The organism is Opitutia bacterium KCR 482 (genome assembly GCA_029269845.2).
Taxonomy (GTDB): domain Bacteria; phylum Verrucomicrobiota; class Verrucomicrobiia; order Opitutales; family Intestinicryptomonadaceae; genus Merdousia.
The window spans coordinates 57,439-73,189 of record CP149973.1 but is presented as its reverse complement, the minus strand read 5'-3'; the positions used below and the strand labels follow the sequence as shown (position 1 = coordinate 73,189).

Annotated in this window: 11 protein-coding genes and 1 other RNA gene; 9 read left to right on the top strand and 3 right to left on the bottom strand. The window is 57.4% G+C overall.

What is annotated here, in order from left to right:
• Positions 1–111 precede the first annotated feature (111 nt).
• The 3 genes from P3B99_000300 to P3B99_000290 all read right to left on the bottom strand — a co-directional run bounded on the left by P3B99_000300 (position 112) and on the right by P3B99_000290 (position 4,657).
• Positions 112–2,376: a sodium-translocating pyrophosphatase gene (locus tag P3B99_000300; protein WYJ07570.1), complete on the bottom strand. Its 2,265-nt coding sequence runs from the start codon at positions 2,374–2,376 to the stop codon at positions 112–114.
• 194 nt (positions 2,377–2,570) lie between these two features.
• Positions 2,571–4,433, bottom strand: a complete 1,863-nt coding sequence (locus tag P3B99_000295) for an alpha-galactosidase (GenBank protein WYJ07569.1) — start codon at positions 4,431–4,433, stop codon at positions 2,571–2,573.
• The gene (locus tag P3B99_000290) at positions 4,358–4,657 is read right to left on the bottom strand and encodes a hypothetical protein (GenBank protein ID WYJ07568.1); all 300 of its coding nucleotides are present in this window, start codon (positions 4,655–4,657) and stop codon (positions 4,358–4,360) included. Before P3B99_000290 ends, P3B99_000295 begins: the two co-directional genes overlap by 76 nt.
• Before the next feature lie 135 nt (positions 4,658–4,792).
• Between P3B99_000290 and P3B99_000285 the strand changes: the two genes are divergently transcribed.
• From P3B99_000285 to ispG, 9 genes are all read left to right on the top strand, one after another.
• Positions 4,793–6,349, top strand: a complete 1,557-nt coding sequence (locus P3B99_000285; protein WYJ07567.1) for an IMP dehydrogenase — start codon at positions 4,793–4,795, stop codon at positions 6,347–6,349.
• Positions 6,350–6,916: 567 nt separating this feature from the next.
• A complete protein-coding gene (locus P3B99_000280; GenBank protein ID WYJ07566.1) occupies positions 6,917–8,125 on the top strand; it encodes a phosphoglycerate kinase in 1,209 nt (402 codons plus the stop codon).
• A 25-nt stretch (positions 8,126–8,150) separates the two neighbouring features.
• Positions 8,151–8,924, top strand: a complete 774-nt coding sequence (gene tpiA, locus P3B99_000275; protein ID WYJ07565.1) for a triose-phosphate isomerase — start codon at positions 8,151–8,153, stop codon at positions 8,922–8,924.
• 173 nt (positions 8,925–9,097) lie between these two features.
• Positions 9,098–9,196, top strand: an RNA gene (ffs, locus tag P3B99_000270) — signal recognition particle sRNA small type.
• Positions 9,197–9,210: 14 nt separating this feature from the next.
• On the top strand, positions 9,211–9,951 hold the full coding sequence (gene uppS / locus P3B99_000265) for a polyprenyl diphosphate synthase (protein ID WYJ07564.1): 741 nt from the start codon (positions 9,211–9,213) through the stop codon (positions 9,949–9,951).
• 4 nt (positions 9,952–9,955) lie between these two features.
• On the top strand, positions 9,956–10,798 hold the full coding sequence (locus P3B99_000260; protein WYJ07563.1) for a phosphatidate cytidylyltransferase: 843 nt from the start codon (positions 9,956–9,958) through the stop codon (positions 10,796–10,798).
• An 8-nt stretch (positions 10,799–10,806) separates the two neighbouring features.
• Positions 10,807–11,970: a 1-deoxy-D-xylulose-5-phosphate reductoisomerase gene (gene dxr, locus P3B99_000255; GenBank protein WYJ07562.1), complete on the top strand. Its 1,164-nt coding sequence runs from the start codon at positions 10,807–10,809 to the stop codon at positions 11,968–11,970.
• A gap of 1 nt (position 11,971) precedes the next feature.
• A complete protein-coding gene (locus tag P3B99_000250; protein ID WYJ07561.1) occupies positions 11,972–13,732 on the top strand; it encodes a site-2 protease family protein in 1,761 nt (586 codons plus the stop codon).
• A 2-nt stretch (positions 13,733–13,734) separates the two neighbouring features.
• Positions 13,735–15,537: a (E)-4-hydroxy-3-methylbut-2-enyl-diphosphate synthase gene (gene ispG, locus P3B99_000245; GenBank protein WYJ07560.1), complete on the top strand. Its 1,803-nt coding sequence runs from the start codon at positions 13,735–13,737 to the stop codon at positions 15,535–15,537.
• Positions 15,538–15,751: the final 214 nt, after the last annotated feature.

Below are 15,751 nucleotides of genomic sequence, written 5' to 3'. Positions count from 1 at the left end.
GCTTTCATAAGGGTGGCTTTCCTGTGCACACAGGGCGCGTGGCGTACTTATGTACGCGAGCGGTCTGGGTGCACAGGGAAACGCCCTTAGGGAAGTACTTTCACGCGCCGTCTAAAAGAGGGAATAGCTTACGGTTAGCCCTGCCATTACTATGGCTACCATGCTCATCAGCTTAATCAGAATGTTCAGCGACGGCCCCGACGTGTCCTTGAACGGGTCTCCGACCGTGTCGCCGATTACCGCCGCCTTGTGGGCGTCGGAACCCTTTCCGCCGAAATTGCCCTGCTCTATGTATTTCTTTGCGTTGTCCCACGCGCCGCCGCTGTTGGCCATGAACACCGCCAGCACAAAGCCCGAAGCCAACGCGCCGCCGAGCAGACCGAGCACGCCCGCAACGCCGCAAATAAGCCCCATAATCACGGGAGCCGCAACCGCCAAAAGCGCGGGGAAGAGCATTTCGCGCTGTGCCGCCTTTGTGGAAATCGACACGCAACGCGCGTAGTCGGGGTCGGACTTGCCCTCCATGATTCCCGAATTTTCGCGGAACTGCCTGCGGACTTCGTTCACCATCTGGTTCGCAGCCCTGCCGACGGCGTTCATCGTGAGACCGCAGAAAAGGAAGGACATCATCGAGCCGACGAACATGCCCATCAGAACTTTCGGATTCATGAGGTTCACCTGATAGACCTGCATGAAATCGGCAAGGGAGGCTGTTTCGATTTTTCCGCCGAGCTTTTCGAAAGCGTCGATAGTGCTTTGCGCGTAGTCGGAAAGCGCGGAGCTGTCCTTGATTCTCACAAGCCCTATTCTAAGCTCTTCGACGTAGGAGGCAAGCAGGGCGAGCGCGGTCAACGCCGCCGAGCCGATTGCGAAGCCCTTGCCCGTTGCGGCGGTCGTGTTGCCGAGAGAGTCGAGCATATCGGTGCGGCGTCTTACCTCTTTGCCCAAGCCGGACATTTCGGCGTTGCCGCCCGCGTTGTCGGCGATAGGCCCGTAGGCGTCGGTCGCGAGGGTAATGCCGAGGGTCGAGAGCATGCCGACCGCGGCGATTCCGATTCCGTAAAGCCCCTGGCTCATGTTCGAGAATTCGCCGCCCGCCGAGAACGCGTACGCCAACGCCGTGCCCACTACGATTGCCACCACGGGATAGAACGTGGAGACCATGCCCGTGCCAATGCCGCCGATTATAACGGTTGCGGGGCCCGTCTTGGACTGTTCGGCAATGCCGCGCGTGGGCGCGTACGCCTCCGACGTGAAGTACTCCGTAATTTTGCCGATAAAAATGCCCGTGAAAAGCCCCACCATAATCGAGCCCCAGTTGCCGAGCCAGTTTTCAAGACCGAGCAAATAGAGAATGCCAGCCGACGCCAGCGCGATGAACACGGAGCTTGCGTTTACGCCGAGCCCCAGAGCGTCCAGAAGCTCTTTGCTCGACGCGCCCTTTTTGACGCGCACGAAAAATATCCCCACAACCGAAAGCACAACGCCAATCGCCCCGATTACCATCGGCGCGAGAACCGCCTTCATCTGCGTGATTGGGTCTGTCATGTATGCCGCCGCGCCGAGAGCCGCAGTCGCAAGAATCGAGCCGCAGTATGATTCGTACAAGTCCGCGCCCATGCCCGCAACGTCGCCTACGTTGTCGCCCACGTTGTCGGCGATTGTCGCGGGGTTGCGGGGATCGTCTTCGGGAATGCCCGCTTCGACCTTGCCGACGAGGTCTGCGCCGACGTCCGCGGCTTTCGTGAAGATGCCGCCGCCGACGCGCGCGAAGAGAGCCTGCAAGCTTGCACCCATGCCGAAAGTAAGCATTGTGGTCGTAATCACGACCATTTTATGCGTTTGCGAAATGTCTTCTATAAAATAGTTGAGAACGAAAAACCATACCGAGATGTCGAGCAGCGCAAGCCCCACGACCACAAGCCCCATGACCGCGCCCGAACGGAACGCGACGCGCAGCCCGTGGTCGAGCGAATTTTTTGCGGCGTTTGCCGCCCTGTTCGAAGCGTATGTTGCGGTTTTCATGCCGAAGAAGCCCGCAAGCCCGGAGAAGAAGCCGCCCGTGATGAACGCGAACGGAACCCAGCCGTTTTGGACGTTCAGACCGTACGCCAAGAACGCGAAGAAAAAGAACAGCAGGACGAACACAAGCCCCACTATTTTGTATTGCTGCTTCAAATACGCAAGCGCGCCGTGTCGGACGTGCAGGGCGATTTTCCGCATGATTTCGGTGCCCTCCTCCTCTTTTTTCATGCCTTTGTAGAACGCCAGCGCGAAGCCGAGCGCGATAATCGACGCCGTCGGCACGAGCCAAAAGACGGGGTTTATTTCGGGCGACGCCGACGCCGCCAAAACGTTTAGGTTTTCGATATTCATAGTGCTGCGATTTGTTAAATTTATGCGTTGCGCGCCCCCCCCGGCCTCCGAACGCCGCGAGAACGCACATCGGGAAAACATAATGAACCCAAAAAACGGAAACCGCCACACTTTTTTTTCGTTTTTTGCGGCGTATCCGCCCGCGCAAAAAACGCGCCAGTTCGGCGCGGTTCGCGTTCGGGGAAGCCCTACCCCTATTTCTTGGACGGGTTTTTAAGCACCGTGTATTTCCACATGCCGAAGGAATTTTCTTCGGGAAGCGAAAATTCGACGCGCGAATCGGCGTCGACTTCCGCCCTGAACGCCTTTGCGCTTCCCAGCACCGGCTCGAACGAAACTTCCGCGCCCGCATCGAAGCGCGTCGCCATTTTCTTTGACGCTGCGGGATTGAACTCGCGGTAGGCGATTACGTACCCCGAAGTCGGCGACTTCACCGACTGGAAGCCCGTCCACGAGCGTCCCGACGGCTCTTCGCCAATCGGCATGATTGTCCCCGTGTGGAAATCGTGCGACACTTTTTTATAGTCGCGCACGAGCGGCGCGAGCTTTTCGATGTTTTCGTCCGACAGCCCCGTAGCCTCCATCCATGCCAAGGGCTGCGCCGCCATTGTCGTTGCGAAGAGGTAGCGGATATCGTACTTTGCGGGCGCGAACGGGTCGTCGCCGTACTTTTCGGTGTTGCGGTCGTTGTTGAGGAATTCTATTTGAAGACGCTCGGCGGGAACGTATTTCGAGATTGTCCAGATGTTGCGGAGCGTCCAGTACGGGTAGTAGTTTTGCCAGTCGGTATAGCGGTTTTCCAAAAATATGTTGCCGTATTTCGAGTACGAGAAATACCCGCCCCTGCGCCCCGCGGTGACGTCGAGGTTCAGCACGGCGCGGCCCTTTGTGTGCGCCAAAACGGCGTCGAACATGGCGCGGACGCGCTCTTCGGCGAGCTTTGTGCGGATTTTCATTCCGTCGATTTTAAACGTGCGGATTCCGAATTTGTCGTAGAGCGAAGTAAGGGCGGCGACGTCCTTTTGCCAGTCGGCGAAGTCGTCTGGCCAGCTCGGATTGAACCACAGGCAAAGCTCGATTCCCGCGTTGCGGGCAGCGTCTACGACCGTCTGCAAGCCGTTGGGGTATTTTTCGGGCGAGGGTTTCCAGTAGTCGGGGTTCGCCCATATGTTCAGGAACGAGCCGCCATACGCCGAATTGCCGCTCTTGCCCGCCTGCCAGCCGTCGTCGATTTGGAAGTGCGTTATGCCCATTTTTTTTGCGCGGGCGATTTCCTCTTTGCAAAACGCCTCGTTTACTTTCGTGTCCTGCCCTCTGTCGCCCCAAGTGTTGAGCATGACCATTTCGTCGCGCCCCTCCTTCAAGCGGCGGAGGTTCTTTTGGTACGACCTCAGCGCGAGCAGGCGTTCGCGCTCGCCGCCGTTCCAGACGCCGAAGACATAGCCGTATGCGGGCGTCCATTTGTCGGCGGAGATGTCGGAGGCGTCGACGCCCGCGCCCACGAGCAGAAACTTTCCCCACTCGGCGAAGAAGTCCGCCGCGGGGTACGCCAGCTGCACGAGCGACACCGGCGACTCTTTAAGCCAGAAAAAGCCCGCGCCCGTCTCCTTGTTTTCCATGAACAGAATGTTGCCCCTCAGGGGCATTTTGCGGTAGGACAACGCGGAGACTTCGCGGACGAGGTTGTTGTGGTGGTCGGTAACGTCGAAAAACTCGGCGGCGAGCAGATTCCACTGGCGACCCGCAAACGACAGCGTGTCGAGCGCAAGCGCGGACTGTCCGAAGCCCCGCGCCGTGATTGTCTCTATATTCTGCATGTCAGCCGACGACGCGCGCGAGCCTATCCAGTCCCGCGCGTCGGGCTTTCCCCTGAAATATATTTGGCATGCGATTGCGGGCGATTTTTCGTATATTCTGAAAATCCTCTTTACTTCCAAATTTCCCTTGCGGAAGCCGATTTCGCATTCGAGCCGCCCCGCCTCTACGTCCGAATCCGCCACGTCGCGCGTTTTGAAGTAGCCGTCCCGCGCGTCGCCGTTTTGCGACGGTATCGCCAAGTCGGCGATTTTGCCGTAGAGCGAGTGGAAATTCCCGACTTTTTATCGAGAACCGAGAGCGTGCGCAAATCGCCGCCGTTGTACTCGAAGGTTCTTTCGATTTCGTCGTTGCCGATTTTAAGCGTGTCGCCGTCGAGCGTCGCGTAGGGTTTTGCGAAAACTTGACACGCCGCAAACGACAGCGCGATTAGCGTATATTTCCCATAAATGTGTATTTTCTTCATGTCTCAAACGATTAACAAGCGGGATTTTTTTGTAAAGGCTATTTTTGTAGAGCGGAGTTTCGCAGAATTTTGCGAAAAATTGTTTGACAGGCAAAAAAAATGCTTCTAACTACCGTGAGGGTAAATCATCTAGCTATGAGCAATAATATTGACGACAAATTCTTTCTGGACGCCGACGCGTTCTTCACCTCCAACGCGGGCTACGGTCTGACTTACGACGACGTTTCGCTCGCCACCCAGTACTCCGACGTTCTCCCCCGCGAAACGAGGCTCGACACCTCCCTCTCCGACTCTATCAAGCTTTCCCTGCCCATGATCTCCTCGGACATGGACACCGTTACCGAATCGCAAATGGCAATCGGCATGGCGCGCAACGGCGGTCTCGGACTTCTCCACTGCAACATGAGCCAAAAGGAGCAGCTTGTAGAAGTTGCCCGCGTCAAGAACTACATTCACGGTCTGATTCAAGAGCCAATCAAGGTTTCGCCCGAAATGCATATCGGCGACGTCCTCAAAATCGTAACCGACCGCAATTTCAGATTCCGCACTTTCCCCGTCGTCGACGGGCAAAACAAGCTTGTGGGGCTTCTCCCAGGAAGCATTGTAAAGGAACGCTACGCAGCGCTTTCGGTCGCCAAGACCATGACGCCCCGCAAGGACGTTTTCACGGTCAACCAGAAGGAACTCGGCGCGGATCCCATCGCCGTTGCCGACGCTTTCTTTGACGAGCATTTCGGCGTCCACAAGCTCCTTGTTGTAGACGACAACGATACGCTCCGAGGGCTCTTCACGCTCTCCGACATCGAAAGAATTTCCGAAGAGCGCGGAGCTCCCCAAAAGAACGCCCGCGACTCCAAGTTCAGGCTTCTCTGCGGCGCGTCCATTGCGATGATGCGCAACAAGGACGGCTCGGTCGATTTCGAAAACATCATAAACCACGTCGGCGCGCTCGTAGACGAGGGCTTGGACGTCGCCGCGGTCTCGACTGCGCACGGCTTCACCGAGGGCGTCGGCTCTACGGTCAAGGCTCTCCGCAAGGCTTTCCCCGAACTCACGCTCATCGGCGGCAACGTAACGAACGGCGCGGGGGTTGAGTATCTCGCCGAATGCGGCGCGGACGCCATCAAAATCGGGCAAGGTCCAGGCTCGATTTGCACGACGCGCATTGTTGCGGGCGTAGGCATTCCCCAGCTCACAGCCCTCTATGTCTGCTCGAAAGCCGCCCAGAAATGCGGCGTTAGAATCATTGCCGACGGCGGCATTACAAAGAGCGGCGACATGGTCAAGGCTCTCACCCTCGCCGACGCCATGATTTGCGGCGGTCTCCTTGCTGGTTGCCCCGAAGCCCCCGGTCAGGTTATGGAAATCAACGGCAAGATGTACAAGCAATACCGCGGCATGGGCAGTCTTGCGGCGATGAAAGCAGGCAGTGCCGCGCGTTATGGGCACGACCTTAAAGTCAAGAGCGACAAAATTACCGCCGAGGGTGTCGAGGCTCTCAAAGAAGTCTCCTCCTCTCTCGACGAAGCTTTGAAGATTTTTGTCGGCGGCATTCAGAGCGGCATGGGCTATCTCGGCGCGAAGACTCTCCCCGAGCTTCGCAAAAATGCGCGTTTCACCCGTCTCACTGGCGCGGGTCAAAAAGAAAGCGCTCCCCACGACATCATCGAAATCAAACAACCCTCCAAATAAGCAGACTAGCAGTCTGCACGGGGCGCGAGCCGCGCCACTCGAAACTTGGGGGCTGTGCCCCCAGGGGTGGATTTCGCTCTGCGAAATTCACCACCCGCTCCCCCCAAGGCTACTTGACGCAAACGGAGGGGGCTTGCCGCCCCCAAAAGGCTGGGCGCAAGGTGCGCCTCCCGACGGAACTTCGTTCCTCATGGTGATTATGCGGCGCGGCTATAACCGCGCCTTTTTTGTTTTAGTTCGTATTGCCTGCGGCAATTACTCGCGTTGGGGTATGCGATGTTTTGCAAGAAACGGGTTTGAATAGACGCGCGTTGCGCAGGAGAATAAGAAAAAGCGCACGGGGCGGTTTGAGGAAAGTTTTGGCGTTTTGGGCGGTTTTTCCCGCAAAAAGTCAAGCGTTTGAGGAAAAATTCGGATTTTTTTTCGCGCGGCGGATATGGTTGTGTTTCACGCGCCCTGCGCGGCAATTTTGCGCAAATTCGAAGCGTTTAAAAAAACTTGCAATTTTTTGCGCGGGCATAAATATGGGAGGCTTAATTTTCCAAAAAAACTCAATAGGTAAGAACTATGGCAAATATCAAGACCATCAAAGACGTCGACTTGAAGGGAAAGAAAGTTTTCGTTCGCGTCGATTTCAACGTGCCCTTTGACGCGCAGGGCAATATCAGCGACGACACCCGCATTGTGGCGGCGTTGCCCACAATCCAGTACCTTCTCGACGAAGGCGCAATGGTCGTTCTCACGAGCCACCTCGGCCGCCCGAAAAGCAAGGCCGACACGCAGTTCTCGCTCGCTCCCGTGGCGAAGGCGCTGTCCGAAAAGCTCGGCAAGCCCGTCGTTTTCGTGGACGACTGCATCGGCGAAAAGGTAAAGGAAGCCTGCTCGAAAATGAAAGCGGGCGACGTAGTTCTCCTCGAAAACTCGCGCTTCTACCCCGAAGAAAAGAAGAACGACCCCGAATTTGCAAAGAAGCTTGTCGAAGACACGGGCGCGGAAGCCTATGTAAACGACGCTTTCGGCACGGCGCACAGAGCGCACGCCACAACAGCGGGCGTGGCTGCTTACCTGCCGATTAAGGTTGCGGGTCTTCTCATCGAAAAGGAACTCGAATTCCTCGGTTCGAAGACCGAAACCCCCGTCCGTCCGTTCACGGTAATCTTGGGCGGCTCTAAAGTTTCCGACAAAATCACGGTTATCGACTCGCTCCTCGACAAGTGCGACGCAATGCTCATCGGCGGCGCAATGGCGTACACCTTCGCGCTCGCGCAGGGTCGCACGACGGGCACAAGCCTTGTCGAACCCGATAAAATCGACCTCGCAAAGGCGGCTTTGGCGAAGGCGGAAAAGAAGGGCGTAAAGTTCCTGCTTCCCATCGACAACGCGGTTACGCAGTCCATCGATTTCGCGGGCGGCAAAGTCGGCCCGATGGAAGTCATGGACGGCAACATCGCCGACGGCTGGGCGGGTGTAGACATCGGTCCGAAGACGGTCGAGCTTTACAAAGAACAAATCGCCAAGAGCAAGACAATCCTCTGGAACGGCCCCATGGGCATCTTCGAAATCAAGGACTGCGCAAAGGGCACGTTCGCAATCGCGGAAGCTGTGGCGAAGTCGGGCGCAATCAGCATCATCGGCGGCGGCGACTCGGTAAAGGCAATCAAGAAGAGCGGCTTTGCCAAAGACGTAAGCTTCATCTCCACGGGCGGCGGAGCGTCCCTCGAATTCCTCGAAGGCAAGGAACTCCCCGGCGTCGCGGTTCTCGACAAAAAATGCTAACTTCAAAATAAAAAAGGATATAAAAATGGCACGCAGATATTTCATCGCGGGTAATTGGAAAATGAACAACACGGCGGCGAAAGCCGTCGAACTCATCGACGGAATCAAGGCGAAAATCGGCGGCGAAACTTCGGTTGACGTCGCGGTTTGCCCCACATTCACGGCTCTCGACGCGGCAAGCAAAGCCCTCAAAGGCTCGACCGTAAAGCTCGGCGCGCAGAACATGTACTTCGAAGCAAAGGGCGCGTTCACGGGCGAAATCGCCGCCGACATGCTCAAAGAATTCGACTGCACATACGTCATTCTCGGCCACAGCGAACGCCGCCAGTACTTCAAGGAAGACGACGCCCTCATCAACCGGAAAGTCAAGGCTGTCTTGGCTAACGGCATGAAGCCCATTCTCTGCGTAGGCGAAAAACTTGAAGACCGCGAAGCCAACAAGACAATCGACGTCGTTTCGACGCAGACCGTCGGCGGGCTCGAAGGCCTCTCGAAGGAAGACGCCGAAAAGGTTGTCGTTGCCTACGAACCCGTTTGGGCTATCGGCACGGGCAAAACGGCGACTCCCGCAATGGCGCAGGAAGTCCACGCCGAAATCCGAAAGATTCTCGCAAAGCTCTTCGGTGAAGAAGTTTCGCAGAAAATCCAGATTCTCTACGGCGGCTCGATGAAGCCCGAAAACGCCGACGCCCTCTTGGCTGAAAAAGACATCGACGGCGGCCTTATCGGCGGCGCGGCTCTCAAAGCCGACTCTTTCGCGGCTCTCGTCGAAAGCGCGAAAAAGGCGGCGCAAGCGTAGTCCGACGCATTCGAAGAACGCTTCAAAAACCGTTCCCAATTCGGGAGCGGTTTTTGGTTTCGGCAAAGTCGTGCGCAGGGCGGAACAGACGGCGTAAAAAACCCGAAACGAAACGCCCTATTTTTTCGTTTTTGTCTTGCAATGGCGGGGGAAATTTGAGGGAATAAGGGGAAGGTCGGGCCCCATGCAATTTGCCGTTCGCGAACCCCGCCAGATTCGGAAGAAAGCAACGGTAGTGAAACGACATCTGTGCCGTGGGAAGCCTGACCCCTTTTTATAATTTCCTATGCCAGAACCGTCAGCCATAAATCCCCCGAAAGACAAAAATCCGCGACACGTGGCAATCATAATGGACGGCAACGGCAGGTGGGCAAAAGAGCGCGGGCTGCCGAGAATAGAGGGGCACAAACAGGGGGCGAAGCAGATAGAAAAAGTGCTCGAAGCCGCGCGTGAATTCGGCGTGCAATACATCACCCTCTACGCGTTTTCTTCGGAAAACTGGAACAGACCCAAAGAGGAGGTCGACGCGCTGATGGCGTTGCTGTCGGCGTCGATTAGGCAAAACGAAAAACACTTTTCGAAAAACAAAATCCGCTTCCGCACGATAGGCGACATCGACGCCCTGCCCCCAGCCTGCATTGCCGACATTCGCAGGCTCGAAAAACTCACCGAAAATTTCGGCGAACGCACGCTTGTGCTCGCGCTCAACTACGGCTCGCGCGACGAGCTTGCGAGGGCGGTAAATAAAATTGCAAAAAAATTCCGCGACGGCGAAATCGACAAAATCACTTGGGATACGATTGCCGAAAACCTCGACACCGCCGACATTCCCGACCCAGACTTGCTTGTGCGCACCTCCGGCGAAATGCGGCTGAGCAACTACCTCATGATGCAGTCGTCATACGCGGAACTGTACTTTACAAAAACATACTGGCCCGACTTCGGGCGCGACGAATTCGCCAAGGCGATAGACGAATTCAAACGCCGCGAACGCCGCTACGGACTCACGGGCGACCAACTCAAATAATTTTATGTACGCACGCATTTTCAGCACGCTCGCACTTTGGACAATCACGATACTCGCGGTAATTTATTTCGGCGCGGCGGGCTGGACGGCTCTGCTTGCGGTTCTCGCGGGCGGCGCGTTGCGCGAAACTTTCGGACTTCTCGAAAAGCTAGGAATGAAGCCCATGAAAGGCGCGGCGCAAGCGGCGGCGGCGGCGGCATTCGCGGCGGCGTGGGCGTTCCCGCACTTCGGAATACTCCACAACGCGGGCGGCGCGATTGTGCTTGCGTGCTTCGCGGCGTTTTTTGCGATGCTCACGGTGCGCTCGCCCTACGACGACTTCGCGGCGAAAACGGTTCTGCCGACGATTGCCGCGCTGTTTGCGGTGTCCCTCCCGCTGAACCTGCTGGCGGTCGTGGGGGTTGAGGCGGCGACGGAGGCGTCGCGCTACACGGGAGTAGTGCTCTCGGTCTGGATTGTGGCGGCGGCGAAATTCTCTGACATCGGCGCATACGTCATAGGAGCGGCGTTCGGACGGCACAAAATGTCGCCCGACATCAGCCCGAACAAAACTTGGGAGGGCGCGGTCGGCGGACTGTTCTCGTCGGCGGCGGTGTCGGCGGCAATCGCGCGGGGCTTCGCGCCGATTCTTCCGCAGAACTTTACGCCGATTCTCGCGGCGACGGCGGGCACGCTAATCGGGGCGGTCGCGATTGTTTCCGACCTGCTCGAATCGGTGCTCAAAAGACGCGCGGACGTCAAGGATTCGGGCAAATTCATTCCGGGAATCGGAGGCGCGCTCGACCTTGCGGACTCGCTTCTGCTCTCCGCGCCTTTCGGCGTTTTGATTTTGGCAATCATTTTATAACAGGCACAATGAAAGCAAAAAATTTGGCAATACTCGGCGCGACCGGCTCAATCGGAGACAACACGCTCGAAGTCGTAAGGGGCAACCGCGACAGGCTCAACGTGGTGGGAATCGCGGGCAAAAAGAACTTCCGCAAACTCGCGAAAATCGCCGACGAGTTCGACGTAAAGCACGTCGGAATTTTCGACGACGCGGCTCTCGCCGAAGCGCGGGAATCGGGGCTGTTCAAGGGGCGCAAGCTCTACGGCGGAATCGGGGGGCTTACGGAAATCGCGACCCTTTCGGAAGCCGACACGACGGTCGCGGCGGTGGTCGGCACTACCGCCCTCAAACCCACGCTCGCGGCAATAGAGGCGGGCAAGGACATCGCGCTCGCAAACAAGGAGCTGCTCGTGATGGCGGGCAAATTCGTGATGGGCGGCGCGGAGCGCAAGGGCGTGCAAATGCTGCCGCTCGACTCCGAACACAACGCAATTTTCCAGTGCATAAACGGCGAGCGCAAGCGCGACATCGCTAAGCTGCTCATCACCGCGTCGGGAGGCATGTTCCGCGACTACACGCGCGAGCAAATGCTCACAATCACCCCCGAACAGGCGCTCAAACACCCCAACTGGAAAATGGGCCCGAAAGTTACGATAGACTCGTCAACGCTCGCGAACAAGGGCTTGGAGGTTATCGAGGCGAAGTGGCTCTTCGGCGTCTCGCCCGACCAAATTCAGGTGGTCGTCCAAAAGGACAGCCTTGTGCACTCGATGGTGCAGTTCGTGGACGGCTCGGTGATTGCGCACTTGTCGCCGCCGTCGATGACGTTTGCAATTTCGCACAGCCTGCTCTACCCCGAACGCGGAAACTTCGTGCGCCCGCCGCTCGACTTCACAAAGCCGTTCGTCGTAGACTTCCGCCCGCCAGACACCGACCGCTTCCCCTGCCTCAAACACGCGTTTGCTGCGCTCCGCGCGGGCGGCACGGCGACGACCGTTTTCAACGCGTCGAACGAAGTCGCGGTTGAAAATTTCATCGCGGGAAAACTGCCGTGGATAAAAATTCCGCAGGTGATTGAAAAGACGCTCGAATCCACGGCGGCAATAGACCCCGCCGAACTCGGCGACGTTCTCGCCGCGGACGCCGAAGCGCGGGCAAAGGCGCGCGAAGCGGCAGCATCGCTTGTTTAGCATGGGAGAGTTTGCCGACATTTTTTCGAACACTTGGGCATTCGCCCTCGTGATGCTGTTTTTCGGCGGTTCGATTTTCGTCCACGAACTCGGACACTTTCTCGCCGCGCGCATGCGCGGGCTGAAAATACTGCGCTTTTCAATCGGCTTCGGGCCCAAACTCTTTTCGGCAAAAGGCAGGGACGGCTGCGAATACATAATTTCGCTTCTGCCGTTCGGCGGATACGTCGCCCTGCCCCAGCTTGCCGACATGGGCGCGCTCGAAGGCGGCAAAGGCGGCGAAACCGAAAAACTCCCCAAGGCGTCGTGCGCCGACAAAATCATAGTGAGCGCGGCGGGGGCGTTTTTCAACCTGCTGTTCGCGGCGGCGTTGGCGGCGATAGTCTGGGTAATGGGAATAAAGCAGAGCGCGGCGATGGAGTCCACAACGGTGGGCTTTGTGGCGAACGAAATTACCGACGTGGACGGGAACAAGCACGAGTCTCCCGCAAAACTCGCTGGACTGCGCGAGGGCGACAAAATCGTTTCAATCGACGGCCGCAAAGTAGGCGACTTCTCGCAAATCGTGGAACTTGTGGCAATCGGCTCTGGGCGCGACGCCGACGGAAAGCCGTCGGCAAGCCTAGAAATCGGGCGCGATGGCAAAATACTGAATGTCAAAATCAATCCAATTCTAATAAAAACAAACGTCTCCACGGGCGACGAAATCCGCATGATAGGGGTGTCGCCCGCCGCGCCGATGACGGTCGGGAAAATCATGCCGAACTCGCCCGCGGGAAAGGCGGGAATAAAGGTCGGAGACGAAGTTGTCGGAATAGACGGCCGCAGGATTTTCTCGAACGCGCAACTCGGCGCATACCTCGACTCCCTCAAAGACGGGGCTACCGTGAAGCTCGAAATTCTGCGCGGCGGCGCGAAAACGGAAATTTCGGCGAAGCCCCAAAGGGTGAAGCTTACAAAAAGCCTCGCAACGCTTGAAATTCCCGACGAAAAAGGCTCGGTTTCGTTCATGGTTTCGAACAGGAAAAACCCGAAGTCGGACACGGGGCTTCTCAAAGTGTTTTCGGTAAAGCGCGGCGCGGAAGTCTTCGACAAATTCGCGGTAGGCGACACGCTCTACGCGCTCGACGGGCGCGAAATAAACTCGCTCGCGCGGCTCGAAGCGGCAGTCAACGGCGCAAAAACGCGCCCGCGCCTCGACATGCTCGGCCCGCAGATGTACGACGTCTCCATGCCGATTTCGGCAAAGGCGGAAATAGAGCCGCCGCAGACGCGCAACATGATAGGCTACATGCTCGCCCCCTCGACAATTACCGCGCACCCGACAATCGCCGAACAGTTCGGCGACAGCCTGTCGAGAACGTACAACGCGCTGTCGAGCCTCGTGAACCCCAAGAGCGACGTCGGCATAAAAAGCCTCGCCGGCCCCGTGGACATCGGGCGCGTAATCTACAAACTTTCGCTTACGGACTTCGCGCTCGTGCTGTCGTTCGCGGTGCTTCTCAACGTAAACCTCGCAATACTCAACATGCTGCCCATTCCCGTGCTCGACGGCGGGCACATACTCTTCGCCCTGCTCGAAAAACTGCGCGGCAAACCCCTGCCGCCCTCGTTCTTCGCGGCGGTTCAGGGCGGATTCTCGGTAATGCTACTTGCGCTCATGGCGTTCGTGGTCTACAACGGATTCATGAGGTGGTCGGGCGATTCAAAGCTTGAAAGCGGGGAAAATTCCGAATACTATTTGAACGAAATAAAATTCTAAACATGGGAAATTATTGCATATCCAGATTTAACAGCGTCCGCACGCCCACGCGCGAAGTAAGCGTGGGCAACGTGAAAATCGGCGGGAACAACCACATCGTCGTGCAGTCGATGACGAACACAAAAACATGCGACGTCGAAGCCTCGGTGAAGCAGTGCATTCAGCTTGCCGAAGCGGGCTGCGAAATCGTAAGGCTCACCGCGCAAAACCTCGACGCGGCGCGGGCACTCAAAGACATTTCGAAAAAATTCCGCGCGGCGGGCTTCGACACCCCGCTTGTCGCCGACATTCACTTCCTGCCGCAAACGGCGATGGAGGCTGTGGAACACGTCGAAAAAATCAGGGTAAACCCCGGGAACTTCACCGACAAGAAAATCGACGGCAAAACCGAATATACGGACGCGGAATACGAGGCGGAGCTTGAAAAAGTACGCGCAAAATTCGAGCCGCTCGTACTGCGCTGCAAGGAGCTTGGCAGAGCCATTAGAATAGGCACAAACCACGGCTCGCTGTCCGACAGAATCCGCCTCAGATACGGCGACACCCCATACGGAATGGTCGAGGCGGCGTTCGAATTCGCGCGAATCTGCCGCGACTTGAACTTCCACAATTTCCTCTTCTCGTTCAAGGCAAGCAACACGCGCGTGATGACGCAGGCGTACAGGCTTGCGGCAAAACGCATGAAGGAGGAGGGATTCTCGTACCCGCTCCACCTCGGAGTGACAGAGGCGGGCTTCGGAATCGACGCGCGAATCAAAAGCTCGATGGGCATCGGCGGACTCCTGTTCGACGGGCTGGGCGACACAATCCGAGTGTCGCTGACCGAAGACCCCGTGCAGGAAATCCCCGTTGCGCAAGACTTGGCGAGACTCGCCGAGAAAATCCGCGCCGAACGCGCAGTCGCCCAAAAGGACGAGGGAATAGACTTCTACAACTACAACCGCCGCGAAACGGCGTCGCTTGCCGGCGGAAAAATCGGCGCGTCGGCAGTGCCCGCGGTGGCGTCGTTCGGGAAGAGCGTCAAGGCGGACTTCTCGGTCGAAAACGGAGCGGCGGACTTCGGCGGAAAAATTAAAATCGGCAAATACGCAACGCCCGAAGCACTCGCCGCCGACTTGTCCGACGGAGCGACAGTCGCCGCGGAAATCGCGACCGCCGACATCGCGAAATTCGCCGACACCGCGCGGAACGCAAAGGTCGTGTTTATCGCGCCCGCGCCCGCCGACGCAAGGCACGCGGTCGGCGAGGCGAGAATGTTCGCGGCAACCCTTCGCGAAAACTCGCTTAAAAATCCGCTCTGGCTCAAATTCGACGAAAGCAAACTCGCGAACAAATCTGCCGACGAGCTCTCCAAACTCAACGAGGCGTCGATTTACATAGGCTCGCTGCTCGCCGACGGAATAGGCGACATCGCGTCGGTCGAAATCTGCCCCTGCCCCGACAAAAACGCGGAGTACGCGCTGGCGATTTTGCAGGGCGCGCGCGCCCGCCGCTCGAAGGCGGAATACATCGCGTGCCCAAGCTGCGGCAGAACGCTCTACAACATTCAGGACGCCGTCGCGAAAATCGAGGCGGCGACAAAGCACCTCAAAGACGTTACAATCGCCGTCATGGGCTGTATCGTAAACGGACCGGGAGAAATGGCCGACGCCGACTTCGGCTACGTCGGCGGCGCTCCGGGGAAAATCAACCTCTACAAAGGCCGCAAGTGCATAGAGGTAAACATTCCGCAGGAGGAGTCAATCGAACGCCTGATAGCATTCATCAAGGCGGAGGGCAAGTGGACCGAACCGCCCGCAAAATAAGCCCCCCTCTTTTCCCAAAAAAGGCGGTTGCGCGAACCAGACAAAAAACGCATTCGCCGTCCGTTTTAAAACGCCGATTTTCGCGAAGAAAAACCGGCGTTTTTTTTGCATATTTCGGATTAAAAGTATTGCATGCCGCGCCCCCTCTTATATATTAAATACGGATTCGGACAAAGGTGGGCTGTGCCTGTTTTTTCGGGGCACGGCGGCACTT